The organism is Streptomyces sp. ITFR-21, from assembly GCF_031844685.1.
GTDB lineage: Bacteria > Actinomycetota > Actinomycetes > Streptomycetales > Streptomycetaceae > Actinacidiphila.
In genome coordinates this window covers 6,250,453-6,266,554 of record NZ_CP134605.1, presented here as the reverse complement: position 1 = coordinate 6,266,554, position 16,102 = coordinate 6,250,453, and the positions used below count along the sequence as shown (strand labels likewise).

General features: G+C 71.6%; 15 protein-coding genes. 6 read left to right on the top strand and 9 right to left on the bottom strand.

Translation table 11 applies throughout. The features are described 5' to 3' along the window. Window positions 1-63: 63 nt before the first annotated feature. From RLT57_RS27750 to RLT57_RS27730, 5 genes are all read right to left on the bottom strand, one after another. Window positions 64-327, bottom strand: coding sequence for an acyl carrier protein (locus RLT57_RS27750; RefSeq protein ID WP_311299985.1), 264 nt, complete (start codon window positions 325-327; stop codon window positions 64-66). Window positions 328-332: 5 nt separating this feature from the next. Next, complete coding sequence (locus tag RLT57_RS27745) at window positions 333-1,628, bottom strand: type III PLP-dependent enzyme (protein ID WP_311299984.1); 1,296 nt, start codon at window positions 1,626-1,628, stop codon at window positions 333-335. A 43-nt stretch (window positions 1,629-1,671) separates the two neighbouring features. Beyond that, window positions 1,672-3,009, bottom strand: a complete 1,338-nt coding sequence (locus RLT57_RS27740) for an ATP-grasp domain-containing protein (protein WP_311299983.1) — start codon at window positions 3,007-3,009, stop codon at window positions 1,672-1,674. After that, window positions 3,006-3,899, bottom strand: coding sequence for a 3-oxoacyl-ACP synthase III family protein (locus RLT57_RS27735; protein ID WP_311299982.1), 894 nt, complete (start codon window positions 3,897-3,899; stop codon window positions 3,006-3,008). Before RLT57_RS27735 ends, RLT57_RS27740 begins: the two co-directional genes overlap by 4 nt. A gap of 154 nt (window positions 3,900-4,053) precedes the next feature. After that, window positions 4,054-4,203 (bottom strand): hypothetical protein, encoded by a 150-nt coding sequence (locus RLT57_RS27730; protein ID WP_311299981.1) that lies wholly within the window; start codon window positions 4,201-4,203, stop codon window positions 4,054-4,056. A gap of 265 nt (window positions 4,204-4,468) precedes the next feature. On the opposite strand from RLT57_RS27730, the gene RLT57_RS27725 reads away from it, so the two are divergent. The 4 genes from RLT57_RS27725 (at window position 4,469) to RLT57_RS27710 (ending at window position 8,446) form a co-directional block, all read left to right on the top strand. Further along, window positions 4,469-5,686, top strand: coding sequence for a cytochrome P450 (locus tag RLT57_RS27725; protein WP_311299980.1), 1,218 nt, complete (start codon window positions 4,469-4,471; stop codon window positions 5,684-5,686). 188 nt (window positions 5,687-5,874) lie between these two features. After that, complete coding sequence (locus RLT57_RS27720) at window positions 5,875-7,068, top strand: ABC transporter ATP-binding protein (protein ID WP_311299979.1); 1,194 nt, start codon at window positions 5,875-5,877, stop codon at window positions 7,066-7,068. Then, entirely contained in the window at window positions 7,065-7,784 is a 720-nt protein-coding gene (locus RLT57_RS27715) for an ABC transporter permease (protein ID WP_311299978.1), read from the top strand. Before RLT57_RS27720 ends, RLT57_RS27715 begins: the two co-directional genes overlap by 4 nt. Next, window positions 7,781-8,446: an ABC transporter permease gene (locus tag RLT57_RS27710; RefSeq protein WP_311299977.1), complete on the top strand. Its 666-nt coding sequence runs from the start codon at window positions 7,781-7,783 to the stop codon at window positions 8,444-8,446. Before RLT57_RS27715 ends, RLT57_RS27710 begins: the two co-directional genes overlap by 4 nt. Before the next feature lie 81 nt (window positions 8,447-8,527). Here RLT57_RS27710 and RLT57_RS27705 read toward each other — a convergent pair whose 3' ends face one another. The 4 genes from RLT57_RS27705 to RLT57_RS27690 are packed head-to-tail and all read right to left on the bottom strand — an operon-like array spanning window position 8,528 to window position 12,793. Continuing rightward, window positions 8,528-9,127, bottom strand: a complete 600-nt coding sequence (locus RLT57_RS27705) for a GTP-binding protein (RefSeq protein ID WP_311299976.1) — start codon at window positions 9,125-9,127, stop codon at window positions 8,528-8,530. Next, window positions 9,114-9,554: a DUF742 domain-containing protein gene (locus RLT57_RS27700; protein ID WP_311299975.1), complete on the bottom strand. Its 441-nt coding sequence runs from the start codon at window positions 9,552-9,554 to the stop codon at window positions 9,114-9,116. Before RLT57_RS27700 ends, RLT57_RS27705 begins: the two co-directional genes overlap by 14 nt. A 36-nt stretch (window positions 9,555-9,590) precedes the next feature. After that, complete coding sequence (locus RLT57_RS27695) at window positions 9,591-10,067, bottom strand: roadblock/LC7 domain-containing protein (protein WP_311299974.1); 477 nt, start codon at window positions 10,065-10,067, stop codon at window positions 9,591-9,593. Then, complete coding sequence (locus tag RLT57_RS27690; RefSeq protein ID WP_311299973.1) at window positions 10,064-12,793, bottom strand: ATP-binding protein; 2,730 nt, start codon at window positions 12,791-12,793, stop codon at window positions 10,064-10,066. The genes RLT57_RS27695 and RLT57_RS27690 overlap by 4 nt, the downstream gene beginning before the upstream one ends. 493 nt (window positions 12,794-13,286) lie before the next feature. Between RLT57_RS27690 and RLT57_RS27685 the strand changes: the two genes are divergently transcribed. Continuing rightward, on the top strand, window positions 13,287-14,204 hold the full coding sequence (locus RLT57_RS27685; RefSeq protein WP_311299972.1) for an ABC transporter substrate-binding protein: 918 nt from the start codon (window positions 13,287-13,289) through the stop codon (window positions 14,202-14,204). A 28-nt stretch (window positions 14,205-14,232) separates the two neighbouring features. Next, complete coding sequence (locus RLT57_RS27680; protein ID WP_311299971.1) at window positions 14,233-15,882, top strand: aromatic amino acid ammonia-lyase; 1,650 nt, start codon at window positions 14,233-14,235, stop codon at window positions 15,880-15,882. Window positions 15,883-16,102: the final 220 nt, after the last annotated feature.

Sequence of the window (16,102 nt, the reverse complement as noted above, 5' to 3'; positions counted from 1 at the left end):
GCTGTCCTCGGCGGCGTGCCATCCGTGTCCGGGCGCGTCAGCGTCTTCAGCGGGGTCATGGCGTCAGACCGCCGCGGTCTTGGCGAATCCGGCCTCGATGTAGTCCGTGAGGCTGCCGACGGTACGGAACACCTCCGGCTCCAGCTCGTCCGGGTCGATCTCCAGCGCGATGGTGTCCTCCAGGCCCATCAGCAGCTCGATGACGCTGGTGGAGTCCAGGGCCAGGTCCTCGAAGAGCCGGGACTCCTCGGTCAGCTGCGGCACCTCGCGGTTGAGGACGGTGGACAGGGCGATGCTGACGTGGTTGATGATCTGCGAGCGGTTCATCGGTCTCACTTTCCGGACGTCGTGGTGGCGGTGGTGGCGGTCAGGTCGAGCAGGTGCTGGGGGCGCAGCAGGTCCTCCGGCTGGTCGCGGTCCCGTACCAGGTGCGCCTGGCCGTCGTGGACCAGGACCTCGGCCGGGAAGCCGTGGCTGAGGAAGAGGCCGGGCGACGCGGAGGGCCCGTAGGCGCCCGAGCGCAGTACGCCGATCAGGTCGCCGGGTTCGAGCGCCGGCAGCTGGGCGTGCTTGAGGAGGGTGTCGTTGGGGGTGCACAGCGGGCCGGTGACGTTCCAGGACTGGAGCTCACCGGGGTCGGCGTCCTCGTCGCGGTCGAGCGCGACGGCGGGGAAGTTGCGCTTGACGAAGGAGCCGATGCCGACCGCGGCCATGTGGTGATGGGTGCCGCCGTCCGCGACGGCGAACCGCTCGCCCATGGACTCCTTGACGTACCGGACGCCGAGCACGTACACCCCGGCCCGGCCGGCCAGGTAGCGGCCGGACTCCATGATCAGGCGGGTGCCCGGGTGCAGCGAGACGAACTCCTCCAGCATCGGGTTGAGCACCTCGGCGACCGACTTGGCGTCGATGTCCTCCTCGCCGTCGAAGTACGCCACGCCCAGGCCGCCGCCGATGTCGACCGCGTCGAGCCGGATGCCGGTGCTGCTCACCACCCGCTCGGCCAGGTCGAGGATGTAGCGGGTGTTCTTGGCGACCACGTCGGCGTCGAGGATGCGGGTGCCCATGTAGACGTGCACCCCGGCGACGTCGGCGTGCCGGTACTTCGACGCCAGGTCGCCCGCCGCCAGCACCTCCGCCTCGTCGATGCCGAACTGGCGGGGCTTGCCGCCCATGGTCAGCCGCGACCCCTGGACCGCGACGGCCGGGTTGATCCGCAGCAGCACCCGCTGGTACAGGTCGCGTTCGGCGGCCAGCAGCTCGATCCGGTCCAGTTCGGCGAAGGACTCGCAGACGATCGCGTAGATGCCGGTCTCCAGGCAGGCGATCAGCTCGCGGTCGCTCTTGCCGGGGCCGAGGAAGATGATGTCGTGCGGCTGCGCGCCGGCCAGCAGCGCGGTGCGCAGCTCCACCAGCGAGGAGACCTCGGCGCGTGCGCCGCCGGCCCGCAGGGTGTTGAACACGCTCACGTTCGGGTTCGACTTCAGCGAGAAGAAGACCTCGATCGCCGGGTGCAGCACCCCGCGCAGCTCGGTGATCGTGCTGGTGAGGACTTCCGCGTCGTAGACGTACAAGGGGGTGCCGAAGCGTTCGGCCAGTTCCCTGTACTCGATGCCCTGGATCTTCATCGCGGTCCGCTCCTTCCGTTCGCCGCGGGGCTCGTCGCCCGGCTCATCGCCGGGCCATTTCCGTCAGGCGGCGTTCCGCCTCTTCGCGCAGGGCCAGCGCGTCGTCGGCGGACCCGGCGACGCAGACGGCGTAGAGCCGCCCGTGGAAGTCGCCGTCGTCGGTCGCCGCCGCGTTCAGCGTCGCGAAGTTGTTGATCAGCACTCCGGGCCGGCCCGAGCCGTCGAAGAGCAGCTCGCCGAGGGCCTCGGCCACGTCGCTGAAGCCGTGCACCCTGGTCGGCCGCAAGCCGAACGTGGCGGCGATCGCGTGGGCGCCCTCGGGGATGAAGCGCTCGGCGATCCGGCTCTGGTAGGTGGACATGTTGAACCTGGCGTTGATCTCCAGGCACGGGTAGAGGGTGCCGTCCGGGCCGAGCATCGCGTCGACGCCGACCATGCCGGTGTAGCCCTCGGCGTGCAGCGCCTTGCCGATCGCCTGCGTCGCGTGGTGCAGCTCCTCGACGGCCGCCGGCGGCAGCTCGACGGGGAAGCGGTGCCCCTGGTGGACGTTGTTCTTCAGTACGGCGGCCTTGACCGTCTCGAACCGCACCTCGCCGGTGCGGCCCACCACGAACTGGTAGTTGAGGTCCTGGGCCCGCTCGATCCACGACTCGACCACCAGGTTGGCCGGGGCCTGCCCGCCGCGCCGCTCGATCAGCCGCAGCAGCCGGTTCGCGCCCCGCTCGTCCTCGACCACGACCATGCCGCGGCCGGAGACACCCAGCGACTCCTTGACCACGGCCCGGCCGCCGCGGGCCAGTTGCGCGGTCAGCGCGCCCCGCAGCTCGCCGACGGTCTCGGCGACGGTGCCGGGCACCGCGGTCAGGCCGAGCTCGTCGACCAGCCGGTGGCTGAAGATCTTGCCGTTGACGGCTTTGCAGATCTGGGCGGTCGGGCCGGCCAGCGGGAGGCCGGTCTCCTTGGAGAGCTCCTCCTCGGCGGCCGAGATGCCCAGCGGCATCAGGTAGGTGCGCCCGTCGTCGAGCGACCGCAGCTCCTCCAGCAGCAGCGGGGAGACCAGGGCGTCCTCGGTGACCATCCGGGCCGGGTCGCTGTTCTCCGCCCACACGGTGCGGCCGGCGGCGGCACCGAGCGAGGTGAGGTACGCGGCGAACGCGCGGTCCATCGGCGCCTTGAGGACGACCACGTCGCCCTCGTCGGCCAGCAGGACGCCCATTTCCTCCATACGGTTCACCGTGGCGCCGGCGAACGCTATTCCGGCACCGGGGAGTTTGGGCTCGCCGGCCGCCCAGCTGCGTTCCACCTCGAAGTTGTTGACGAACACGAAGCGGGCGCCGGGGTCCCCGGTGAGGTCTTTCTTGAGCCGTTCGACGAAATTCACTGATCTCTCCCTTCTCCAACCTGGACGACCGTTGCCGCGAACGCCGCGCCGAGGCCGGCCGAGGCCATCAGCACAAGATCTCCGGGTTTTACACGTGCACTTTCCCGGGCCGCTGCCAGATTGATGAAAGGATCGGAGCTGAAGCAGTGGCCGAGCTTCGGGACATTATCGAGGTAGACCCGTTCGACCGGGATACCCAGTTCGGCGCAGATCCTTTTCCAGGACAGCCGGTTCACGTTGTGCGGCAGGACCGCGGCAATGTCCAGCGGATCGCAGCCCGCGTCCTCGACCGCTTTCCGCATGACGGAGCTGAGCCGGTCGGCGTAGATCTGCTTGTACTCCATCCGCAGGTCCTCCGGGCAGCTCAGGCACTGGTAGAAGCGGCCCAGTACGTCCACCGCGCGGCCGACGATCCGGTCGCCGGACGGGTCGCGGCCCACCAGCGCGGCGGCGGCGGCCTCGCCCATGACCGTGGTCTCGGGGATGAGGTGGATCTGGTGCGAGAGGATCTTGTCGCCGGTGACGACCAGTACTTTCTCGTCCGGGTGGGCGCCGTCGAGCAGGAAGCGGGCGATCTGCAGCGCGTACAGGCCGACCACGCAGTTCATGTGGGACAGGCCGAAGACCGAGGCGTTGCGCAGGCCCAGCCGCCGCCGTACGTCCTCCAGCATGTGCTGGGACGGCGGGGCGGCGTGCTGCATGGTGTGCGCGTGGACCAGGTACCGCACCGAGTCCCGGTCGACTCCGTCGAGCGCGTCCTCGCCGGCCGAGGTGAGCATGTCGGCCAGTTCGACACCGGGGGCGACGGCGACCCGGTTGAGGCCGAGAAAGCGGGTGAAGAGGAGTACCTGGCTCGATGTCAGAGCGAGCGGCTCGCTCAGTTCCTGCACAGAAATACTCGCCTCCGGCACGAAAGCGCCAACCCGTTCGAGATAGAACACAGTTCTCTCGCAATCTGCAGGGGAGACAAGGTCGGGCTGTTACCCGGGGCTGCCATGGCGCCGGCGGAGAGTGTCCACCGGCGCCATGTCACCGGCCTTAGATTCAGGCGGCCTTGACAGCGGCCTTGACGGCGACCTTGGACGCGGCCTTGACGGCAGCCTTGACGGCGGCCTTCGACGCGGCCTTGGACGCAGCCTTGGACGCGGCCTTCGACGCGGCCTTGACAGCGGACTTCGCGGCAGCCTTCGCCATGATGAACACCTCATTCTCTTTGTTGGTCGGTCCGGCAGCGGCTTGCTTCCGAACTGGGATCAGTGAACAGCCCGGACCGGTGCACGGCCCAGGAAGTTCGACCGGCACATGGCCCGGAACATTCGGTGGAAGGACGCCCGGAAGAACCGGAATCTTGTTTTCCGAGGCGTCCGGTACGACTCCGGTGCGCTTAGCCTGTGGCTGACCGGACAGCCGACCGCAGCCGAATTCCCGGATGCGGCGCGACAGCAGAGGAGAGCTCGACATGCCCGTTGAGACAGGTGGTCCAGCGCCGCGCTTCCCCTGGCCGCCGGGACCCTTCGGCGGCGAGCCGCGCGAGTTCGCGCAGCGGCGCGAGCAGTGCCCGTTCGGCAGGGTCAGCCTGCGCAGCGGCCACGAGGCGATCCTCGCGCTGGACTACGCGGACATCGCCGCCGCCATCGGGGACACCCGGCTGTCCAGGAACGCGCTGACCAAGCCGGGCGCCCCGCGCTGGACCAAGGCGTCGAACATCTTCACCGACCCGATATCCCTGGTGAACCAGGACGGCCCGGACCACATGCGGCAGCGCCAGACGCTGGCGGCCTCGCTCACCCCGGCCCGGGTACGGGCCTGGCGGCCGCTGATCGCCGAGACGACCGGGCGACTGCTGGACTCGGTGGAGGCCGGCGGCCGGCCCGGGGAGCTGATGGAGGGCTACTTCAAGCCGCTGCCGATCCGGATCATCTGCCGGCTGCTGGGGGTGCCGCTGGCGGACCAGGACACGTTCTGCGGCTGGTCCAACGCATTCATGTCCACCGTGGTCGTCACCGAGGACGAGCGGGAGCAGGCCATCAGGGAGTTCATGGACTACACCCGCGGCCTGGTCGAGGAGCAGCGGGCGCGCCCCACCGACAACCTGATGGGCCAACTGGTCAGCGCCTGCTACGTGGACGGCAAGCTCTCCGACGAGGAGCTGTTCTACGTGCTGGTCGGCGTGATCGCGGCCGGTACCGACACCATCACCAACGTCCTCAGCCGGATCACGCTGACCCTGCTGCGCGACGACCGGGCCAAGTGGCAGCAGGTCGCCGACGCGGGCGGGGTGTCCACGGCGGTACTGGAGGAGCTGCTGCGCTTCGTCCAGCAGGGCAACGGCGCGATGCTGCGGGTCGCGCTGGAGGACGTCGAGCTGCCGTCGGGCACGGTCAGGGCCGGCGAGACGCTGGCGTTGCCGCTGTCGGCGGCCGGTCTGGACCCGAAGGCGTACCCCGACCCGCACCAGCTGCACTTCGACCGGGTCTCGCCACCGCGCACCCTGATGTTCGGCGGCGGCGCGCACTACTGCGTGGGCATCCACCTGGCCAAGGCGCAGCTGCAGATCGGCCTGCAGAGTCTGATGGAGCGCTTCCCGGCGCTGGACCTCGCGGTGGACCCGCGGCAGCTGCGCTTCTCCAAGGGGGAGCTGCTGACCACCATCAAGGCGTTCCCCGCGGTCTGGTGAGCGCCGGGGGCGCCGCCCCCGCTGAGTGGGGCACGGTACGCGGGGCCCGTCACACCGGCGGGCCCCGCGCCGTGCCTCGGCCGATGACAGACCGCAACACGGGCGGTCTAAACTTCGTCCGCAACGGCTTGTACGAGGTGTCCGAAAACAAGCCTACTCATGCCCAATCCCGAAGGGTATTCGGCACTTTGATAAGCATCGAGTCAGTTACCAAGCGGTACCCCGACGGCACGACGGCGGTCGACCGCCTGTCGATGGAAATCCCGGACGGCTCCATCACCGTGCTGGTCGGGCCCTCCGGCTGCGGGAAGACCACGACCCTGCGCATGATCAACCGGATGGTGGAGCTGAGCGAGGGCAGGATCCTGCTCGACGGGGCGGACATCCGCGACCAGCCGGTCAACGCGCTGCGCCGGTCGATGGGCTACGTCATCCAGAACGCCGGCCTCTTCCAGCACCGCACCATCGTGGACAACATCGCCACGGTGCCCCGGATGCTTGGCTGGGACCGCACCCGGGCCCGCAAGCGGGCCACCGACCTGATGGAGCGGGTCGGTCTGGACGCCTCGCTCGCCACCCGCTACCCGTACCAGCTCTCCGGCGGGCAGCAGCAGCGCGTCGGGGTGGCCAGGGCGCTCGCGGCGGACCCGCCGGTGCTGCTGATGGACGAGCCGTTCTCCGCGGTGGACCCCATCGTGCGCAAGGGGCTGCAGGCGGAGCTGCTGCGGATCCAGGCCGAGCTGGGCAAGACCATCGTCTTCGTCACCCACGACATCGACGAGGCGATCCGGATCGGGGACATGATCGCGGTGATGCGCACCGGCGGCCGGCTGGTCCAGTTCGCGCCGCCGGACGAGCTGCTGTCGGCGCCGGCCGACGCGTTCATCGAGGACTTCCTCGGTACCGACCGCGGCATCCGGCGGCTGTCCTTCTTCACCTCCGCCGGCCTTGAGCTGACCACCTCGCCGATCGTCGCGACCGACTCCACCGCCCAGCAGATCGCCGAGCGCACCACGCCGGACGCGGCGTACCTGCTGGTCACCGACACCGACGGCAGGCCGCTCGGCTGGGCGGAGCCGACCGCGGTGGCGGGCGGCGGCGGGGTCCCGACCGAGGGGCTGCTGTCCCCCGGGCGGCCGTTCGTGTTCGGCCGGGACTCGCTGCGGGACGCGCTGGACTGCGCGGTGCTCTCCCCCACCGGCTGGGCGGTCGCGGTGGACGGCGAGGGACGGGTGGTGGGCGTCACCTCGCAGGAGTCGATCGCCGACGCCGTCCGCAGCGCCCACGCCGAGCGCGGCCCGCACGCCGTGCCCGCCGCGGAGACCGTGCAGGCCGGGCCGGCCGCCGGGGCCACCGGCAAGAGCACCCGGGCCGCCCGATGAGCGGCTTCTTCGACATCCCGAGCGATCTCCAGCACTCCTATCCGGGCCTGATCGGCCTGCACCTGAAGGAGGCCCTGCTGCCGGTGCTCGGCGGGCTGGTGGTCGCGCTGCCGCTGGGACAGCTGTGCGTCCGCTTCAGATGGCTGTATCCGCCGGTGCTGTGGGTGACCACGGTGCTCTACGCGATTCCGTCGCTGGCGTTCTTCGTGGTGCTCATCGACTACACCGGCGCCACCGAGACCACCGTGATGATCCCGCTGGCCGTCTACAGCCTGGTGCTGCTGGTGCCGGCCATTGTGGACGGCGTCCGCTCGGTGCCGCCGGAGACGCTGGCGGCGGCCACCGCGATGGGGATGAACCCGCTGCGGCGGTACGTCTTCGTCCAGCTGCCCATCGCGGTGCCCGCGATCATCGCCGGGCTGCGGCTCGCGGTGGTCTCCAGCATCAGCCTGGTCAGTGTCGGCGCGCTGATCGGCAACCAGGGCGCGCTGGGCAACCTGCTCGCCGACTCGCTCTTCTACCACCGCACCGAACTCGCGGTGAACTCGGTGGTCACCACGGCGGTGCTGGCGATCGTGCTGGACGGTCTGCTCGTCCTGCTGCGTGTCCTGCTCACCCCGTGGATGCCGCGGGCCGCCCGTGCCCGGGGCCGCGGCAGGGCGGCCGGCCCCCGGCCCGAGCCCGTGGCAACCGCTCTGGAGGACGCCGCCCGATGAACGTCCTGCACTTCATCCACGTCTTCTTCAGCGACGGCGCGAACTGGCACGGCCAGTACGGCATCCCGCACCGCCTGCTGGAGCACGTCGAGTACACCCTGATGGCGCTCGGCATCGCCGCCGCCGTCGCGCTGCCGGTCGGCCTGGTCACCGGCCACACCGGGCGCGGCGGCAACGCGCTGGCCCTGATCGCCACCGCGGCGCGGGCACTGCCGAGCTTCGGTCTGCTGGTACTGATGTTCCTGCTGTTCGGGCTCGGCCTGGTGCCGGTGATGATCCCGCTGGTCGCCCTCGCCGTACCGCCGATCCTGGTGACCACGTACGAGGCCATGCGGACCGTCGACCCCTCGCCGGTGGACGCCGCCCGCGGGATGGGCATGCCGCCGGCGCGAGTGCTCTTCCAGGTCGAGCTGCCGGTCGCGCTGCCCCTGATCCTCAGCGGTCTGCGCTCGGCGGCGATCCAGGTCGTCTCCACGGCGTCCATCGCCGCCTATGTGAGCCTCGGCGGCCTCGGCCGCTTCGTCGTGGACGGCCTCTACCAGCGCCACTACGACAAGGTGGTGGGCGGCGCGACCCTGATCGCGGCGCTGGCGCTGGTGACCATCGGCGTGTTCTGGGCGGTCGCCCGGCTCGCGGTGTCGCCGGGGGTGCGGCGCCGCTGATAAGCGCGGCGGGGGCCGGGCGGACCGTCGGGGGATGACGGTCCGGCCGGCCCCCTCCGGGGTCGTACCGGGTCGGCCGGCTCAGCCGCCGACCCGGCTCAGCGCCACTTCCAGGACGCACAGCAGGGCGTCGCGGACCGAACCGCGCTCCCGGGCGTCGAAGGCGATGACCGGCACCTGGTCGGCGACGTCGAGGGCCCAGCGGACGTCGGCCAGCCGGTGCTCGATCCGGCCGTCGAAGGCGTTGACCGCGACGGCGAACGGGATCCGCTTGTGCTCGAAGTAGTCGACGGCCGCGTGGCAGTCCTCCAGCCGCCGGGTGTCGACGATGACCAGGCCGCCGAGCGCCCCCTCCACCAGGTCGTCCCACATGAAGCCGAACCGCTCCTGGCCCGGGGTGCCGAACAGGTAGAGCTTGAGGGCCTCGTCGATGGTGATGCAGCCGAAGTCCATGGCGACCGTGGTGGTCGTCTTGTCCGGGGTGTGGCTGAGGTCGTCCACACCGGCCGCGACCTCGGTGATGTCGGCCTCGGTGGTGAGCGGGTCGATCTCGGAGATCGACCGGACCGTGGTGGTCTTGCCGACGCCGAAGCCGCCCGCGATCACCATCTTGACCGGCAGCGGCGGACGCCCGGCGGCCGGTCCTGCGGCCAGGCCGGCCGGCGGTTCAGTCGGTGCCACGGAGTGTCCCCCGGGAATCGGGGATGGCGCGGAGACCATCAATCACCCTTCGCAATACTGAGGCGTCGTGGGCGGTTTCGGTGCTGGGCACGTACACCGCCAGCTGTCCGCTGGACTCGAGGTCCTCGGCCAGCACGCGGACCACATTGAGATGGAGCTTCAGCTTGGCCGCGACCTCCGCGAGCGACTGCGGCACCCGGCACAGGGCGACGATGTCGTACCGCTCGAAGGAGAGCCGGTCGAGCACCCCGATACCCGCCGAGGTCGTGACGACCTGGGTCTCGACCGGCATCGGCAGCCCCGACCTGGCGCCCGCCACCCGGCCCGAGGTGACCAGGAACGGCCGGATGGCGGGCGCGCGTCCGGCCTGGCCGGCGGGCGCCTCGGGGAACGCGCCGTCGCCGACCGGCGGGTCACCGGCAGTCATGGGAATTCCTTCCTCGACCCCTCAGCCCCTGGCCCGTCACCTGGTCCGCGCGGAACCGACGCTGTTCTTTAGTTCGAGGACGAGCTGCGGGCTGAGCGCGGCACCGGCCCGGTTGGCGAAGACGGTCATCTCGTAGGCGATGTTGCCGAGCTTCGCCTCCTTGGAGGTGACCACGCCCAGCACGGCGCCGCTGCCGATCGCGGAGACCAGCACATGGCCGTGCGCCAGGTCGATGATCACCTTGTTGAGACCGCCGAGGCCATAGTTCCCCGAAGCACCGGCCGCCAGGCTGGTGATTCCGGAGACGATCGCCGCGAGCCGCTCGGAGTCGGCCGGCTGGCGCAGCTGTGAGACGGCGATCAGCAGTCCGTCGGAGGAGACGGCGATGGCGTCGACGACTCCCGCGGTCTCGGTGGCGAATCGATTCAGCAGCCAGGTGAAGTCGGCTGCGGCGGCACGCAGATCGGCGGGCGCCGCCTGCTCGGCCGAAGTGTCACCTGTCGGCGTTGTCACTGTTCCGCTCCTTCCAGGGGCCCAGCACCGTTGGTCGTTCTACCAGAAGCCCCGGGCGCGCTGTCCCGCTGGGCACGCTCCACCGCGGCTTCGAACTCGTCGAGCTCGGACCGGACTTCCTCCGCGTCGACCGGGGGGCGCGGCGCTCTGGCCGCGTGGCGTTGGGCGTAGGACAGCGTCGACCCGAGTGTGGCCCCGCGCACCCGGCGGCGCAGCGGGCGGGCCGCCGTGTCCTCGCCCCGCGACCCGCCGGCGGCGGCCGGGGCCGTCTCGTGGGTCACCGGCTCGGGCTCGCGGGCCGCCGACGGCCGGGGGGTCGTGCCACCGGGGGTCTGCGCCTGCGGCACCCGGCGGGGCAGCGGCGAGACGTCCGGCCGCCGCTCGGCGGGCGGCGGTACGGGGGCCGCGTGGCGCGGGCCCGCCGGCTCGCCCCCGCCCCGCGGCGACTCGCGCCGGGGCAGCGGCGGCGGCTCCTGGCGCAGCGACTCCCGCCGGTCCGGCTCCGGCCGGTAGTACGGCTCCGGCGGGCGGCGGTACGGCTCCGGCACGGGGTCCGGCCGGTAGCCGTAGGGCGCCGCGGCGGGCCGCGGCTGCTCGGGGAAGGGCTGCTCCGGCCGCTGGTACGGCTCCGGTGCGTACCGCGGCGGCGCCTCGGCCGGTGGCAGCGCGGTACGGGGCTCGGGCAGCGGCTCGGCGACGGGCGGCAGTTCGGTGCGGGGTTCGGGCAGCGGGATCTTGGCCTCGCGCCCGTAACCGCCCCGGCCGCCGGTCTCCGCGCCGGTGCCCCGGGCGTCCTGCCCCTCGGGCGCCGCGAACGGGCTCATGAGCAGCATCAGCGCGGCCGGGATCGTCACCCGGCTGGTGACACCGCCGCCCGGGGTACGGCTCAGGGTGACCCTGATGCCCCAGCGGCGGGCCAGGCTGCCGACCACGAACAGGCCGAGCACCTTGGTGGGCGCCAGGTCGAGCCGCTCGCGGCGGATCAGCCGGGCGTTCTCCTCGGCGAGCCGTTCGGCGCTCATGCCCAGGCCGTGGTCGGAGATCTCGATCAGCGCGCCGTCGACCCCGTTGCGCACCGACACCTCGACAGGGCTGCGGACCGGTGAGAACGCCACCGCGTTCTCCAGCAGTTCGGCGAGCATCAGCGTCAGGTCCGCGATGATGTCCGGCGCCACCGTCACGGAGGTCTCGGCGATCAGCGAGACCCGCTGGTAGCCCTCGATCTGGCCGAGCGCGGCCCGTACGACGTTGGTGAGCGCGGTCGGGCTGGCGTCGAGCCCGGCCTCGCGGATGCCGGCCAGCAGCATCAGGCTGTCGGCGTTGCGCTGGAGGCGGACCGCGAGATGGTCGATCCGGTAGAGCCGGTCCAGCAGCGCCGGGTCGGTCTCGCCGCGTTCTAGGGCGTCGATCAGGGCGAGCTGGCGGGCCGTGAGGTTGCTCACCCGGCGGCCGACGTTGCCGAACATCTCGGCGACGTTGCGGCGGCTGAGCACCTGGCGTTCCAGCAGCGCCGCCGCGGTGTTCTGCACCCGGTTGAACGCCTCGGCCAGGTCGCCGAGCTCGTCGCGTACCGGGACCGGCACCTCGCGCAGCCGCAGCGGCCCGGCGTCGACCGCGTCGTCGTCGGCGACCCGGGCGAGTTCGTCGCCCGCCACCTCGGCGACCTGGGTGGCGGCGTCGGTGAGCGCCTGCACCGGGCGCACCACCGAGCGGCGGATCGCCACCGAGAAGCCCAGCCACAGCACGAACCCCAGCAGCGCGCCGGCCAGCAGCCCGGCCGCCCGCCACCATGCCGCGTCGGAGGCCCGGTCGGCCCGGTCGGCGACCTGGTCGATCAGCGCGCCGGTGATCCGCAGCCGGGTCTGTGCCTGCTTCTGGTAGGTCGGGTACTCCTGGAGCGCGGAGTCGAAGGCCGCCTGCACCTCGGTGGGGGGCTTGGCCAGCGCGCTGGGGTCGATCTGCAGGCCCGCGTACTGCAGGGCGATGGCGTTCCAGGAGGGGTTCTGCTCGATGCCGGCCAGCCGGCTGCGCTGGTCGTCGCTGGCGAACCGCCCGAAGCGGCTCGCCTGGTAGGCGTACTGCTCGGCGTAGCCGACCGCGCCGACGAACTCGATGAGCGCGTTGGTGTCACCGGTCTGCGCGGAGAACACGCTGGTCTCCAGCGAGCTGTGGGCGGCCTCCGCGCGCAGCAGCGAGTCCAGCAGGCTGCCGGTGACGGTGGAGGCCAGCGTGGAGCGCTGGTCGAGTCCGAGGCCGTCGATCAGCTCGTCGACGATGGCGGTGTAGGCCGGGTCGATGTTGTCGGCGGGCAGGTAGCTCTGCTCGATGGTGGACCGCAGGCTGCTGAGACCGCTGATCTCCTTGAGCACCTGCGCCTCGGCGGGCGGCAGCCGGTCGCCGAAGGCCGCGCGGACCTGGCCGACCTGGGCGTCGACCGCGGCCCTGGCCTTGGCGTAGGCGGCGAGCGAGGGGCGTCTGCCGCTGGTGGCCGACTCGTAGCGCACCGACAGCAGCACCGCCTGCTGGTGCTCGGTCTCGACCCGGTCGATGAGTTCGGCGATCTGCCGGCTGTCCCGGACCAGCCGGGCGCCGGTGGCCGCGTCCCTGGCCTGGCCGGTCAGACCGGTGATCACGTACGCGAGCAGCAGCAGGATCACCACCAGCGGCACCCCGACAAGCACGTTGAGCTTGCGGCGGAACGGCCACTTCTCGGCGAAACTGCGCACACCGCTCCGGGTACGCGGCCCGGGAACCGGCCGTGCCGGAGCGAGCACCTCGTCCACGGTTACCAAGCCTCCTGCGTGACGTCACCGACAACCTGGCACGGCTGAGGTGCGCGTTGACTACATCCGCCTACTACCGAACCGGAATGACCGAAAAGGCATGGCAGTTGTCTGAGCCCCGTGACCAACGTCCGGGAGACTACCTCGTCTTCGACGCTGTGAGCTGACCGGATCATCAAGACTCTGTTACGAGCGGCGGCCGAGGGCGTGTCGACGTGGCGTAATGACGCCAGGAACCGGCCATGACACCGATCGTGATCCGACCGAACTTGACGGAGATCGAACCGGCTGGATTGGATCTGCTGGTAGCACCAGCCATACATACGCACGTTCACCGTCCGAACCCTCCGATTACTCTCCGAACCCGGAAGCGGAAACCGTGATTCCTAACGTGAAGAGCGCCTGGTCCAGCCCGAGACGTCTCCGCCTGGCCGGGGTGGCAGTCGCTGCTGTCGCAGCGGCAGCGTCGCTGACCAGCTGTTCCTCGTCCTCCTCCAGCAACGACACCCCCAAGGATCCGCTGGCCGGCACCCAGGCGAGCGGCGGCACCGTCATCGTCGGCTCCAACAACTTCGCCGAGAGCATCCTGATCGGGGACCTCTACGGCGAAGCACTCAAGGCCAAGGGAATCAAGGTCGAGTACAAGCCGAACATCGGCAGCCGCGAGACCACCTACGGCATGCTCAAGAACGGCACCCTCACCGTGCTGCCGGAGTACAACGGCGCCCTGCTGGCCTACCTCGACGCCAAGGCCGCCCCGACCTCGGAGACCGCCACCGACGCGGCGGTCACCGCCAAGCTCGACCCGAAGCTGACCCTGCTCGACCCGGCTCCGGCGCAGGACAAGGACTCCATCACGGTCAACGCGGTCACCGCCGCGAAGTACCACCTGACCTCGGACTCCTCCATCGCCGACCTCGCCAAGTACGGGTCGGAGATCACCATCGGCGCCTCTCCGGAGTTCCAGACCCGCCAGCAGGGCCTGGTCGGTCTGAAGTCGGTCTACGGCCTGGTACCCAAGTCGTTCAAGGCGCTGGACGCGGGCGGCCCGCTGACCGACGCGGCGCTGAAGAACAACAACATCCAGGCCGGCGACGTCTTCACCACCGACGCCACCGTCACCAAGGAGAAGTTCGTCGTCCTGCAGGACCCGAAGAACCTGTTCGGGTTCGAGAACGTGATCCCGCTGGTCTACAAGTCGGGGCTCCCGCAGGCCGGGGTGGACGCGCTCAACGCGCTGTCCGCCAAGCTCGACACCGCGTCGCTGCTCGACATGGACGCCCAGGTGCAGAACGACAGCAAGGACCCGCTCGCGGTCGCCAAGGCGTGGCTGACGTCGGTCGGCCTGTCCTGAGCCGTCGGCCGATGGCCGGGGCAGCGTGATGGGAACGCCACCGGAGATCCCCTCGCACCGCACGGAGGCACCCTCGGCGGAGGGGGCCTCCGTGGCGCCGTCGTCGGCCGGTACGGACCGCGTGCTGCTCGACGGCACCGGTCTGGACGCCGACGCGGTGGCCCGGCTCGCCGACCGCGCGGCCGTGCCCGCCGTACCGCCCGAGGCACTGGAACGGGCGGCGCACTCGTACCGCGTCGCGCGCCGGCTGGCGGCGACCGGCCGGGTGTACGGGCTCGACACCGGCGTCGGCGCCAACCGGACGGTGTTCCTCAGCGGTACGGACCAGAGCGGGCAGGAGTTGCGGCTGCTGCGCAGCCACGCGGCCGGCGCCGGCGCCGAGCTGCCCGCCCGGCACGTCCGGGCGATGCTCGCCGTGCGGGCCAACCAGGTGTTCGCGGGCGGTTCGCAGGTCCAGCCCGCGCTGGCCGAAGCGCTCGTCGAGGCGCTGCGGCTGGGTGTCCGCCCGGCCGTCAACGAGTACGGCGGCGTCGGCACCGCCGATCTGACCGCGCTGGCCCAGACCGGCCTCACCGTCATCGGTGAACGGCCCTGGCTGTCGGGCGACGAGGCGGCGCGGCCGGTCGGGGGCACGGACGCCGTCCCGGGCACGGTCCCGGGCACGGTCCCGCCGCAGGCACAGGCACAGGCACAGGCACAGGCGCGGCGGCCGTCCCGGGCGGTTCCGGCGCCGGTGGCGCCGGAGCACGGCGACGCGCTGGCGTTCATGAGCAGCAACGCGCTGGTCCTCGGCCAGGCGGCACTGGTCTGCCACGACGTGGACATACTGCTGCGCGCCTCGCACGCGGTGGCGGCGCTCTCGCTGGCCGCCGTCTCCGGTTCGCTGGAGGCGTACGCGGCTCCGGTGCACGCGGTCCGGCCGCATCCCGGCGCGGTCCGCGCGGCGGCCGAGGTCCGCCGGCTGCTCGGCGCGCCGGAACGGTCGCGGGCAACCGGCGGCCGTATACAGGACCCGTTCGGCTTCCGGGTCTTCCCACAGGTGCACGGGCCGGCGCTGGACGCGGCCGGCACGCTGCGCCGGGTGCTGGCCGTCGAGCTCAACGCGCCGCCGGAGAACCCGCTGATCAGTGATGAAGGCCCGGACGGCGCCCCGATCGCCTACCACCACGGCGGCTTCTTCGCCACACCGCTCGGCCTGGCGCTGGACCAGCTGTGCCTGGCCCTGCTGCAGACGGGCCAGCTCTCCACGGCGCGGTTGGCCGCCTTCGGCGACCCCGACATCACCGGCCTCCGGTCGTACCTGGCGCGGGGGCCGGCCGGCAGCTCCGGGATGATGATCCTCGAATACAGTGCCAACTCCGCGCTGGCCGAGGTGCGGGCGAGCGCCATGCCCGCCTCCGTGGGACACGCCGTGCTCTCCCGCGGTCTGGAGGAGGCCGCCAGCTTCGCCTCCCAGGCCGTCCGGCAGGCGCTCCGCGCGGTCGACGCCTACCGGGTCGTGCTGGCCTGCGAACTCGTCGCCGCGGTGGGCGCGCTGCGCCAGCACCCGGCGCCGCCCCCGGCCGCCCCGGTGTTCACCGTACTCGACGCGGACCTGCCGCCACTGGCCGAGGACCGCCCGCTCACCGCGGACGTCACCGCGGCGGCCGGGCTGCTCCCGATGCTCGCCGCCCTCTGACGGGCTCCGCACCGCCCGGCCGGCCCCTCCCCCGCCGGATCCGCCGTCCGGCCGCCGCCCGCCTTCAGCGTCCGTTCCCCGACCGGCCACCGGGTTCCGCCCGCATGCGCCGGCCCACACCGGGCGCGAGACCGCCCGGCCGCGCTTCCGCACGTCCTCAGGCGGTCCGCCTGAAGCGATCGCGACGGCCCGAAACGGTGTGAAGTATCCCCAAGCGGGC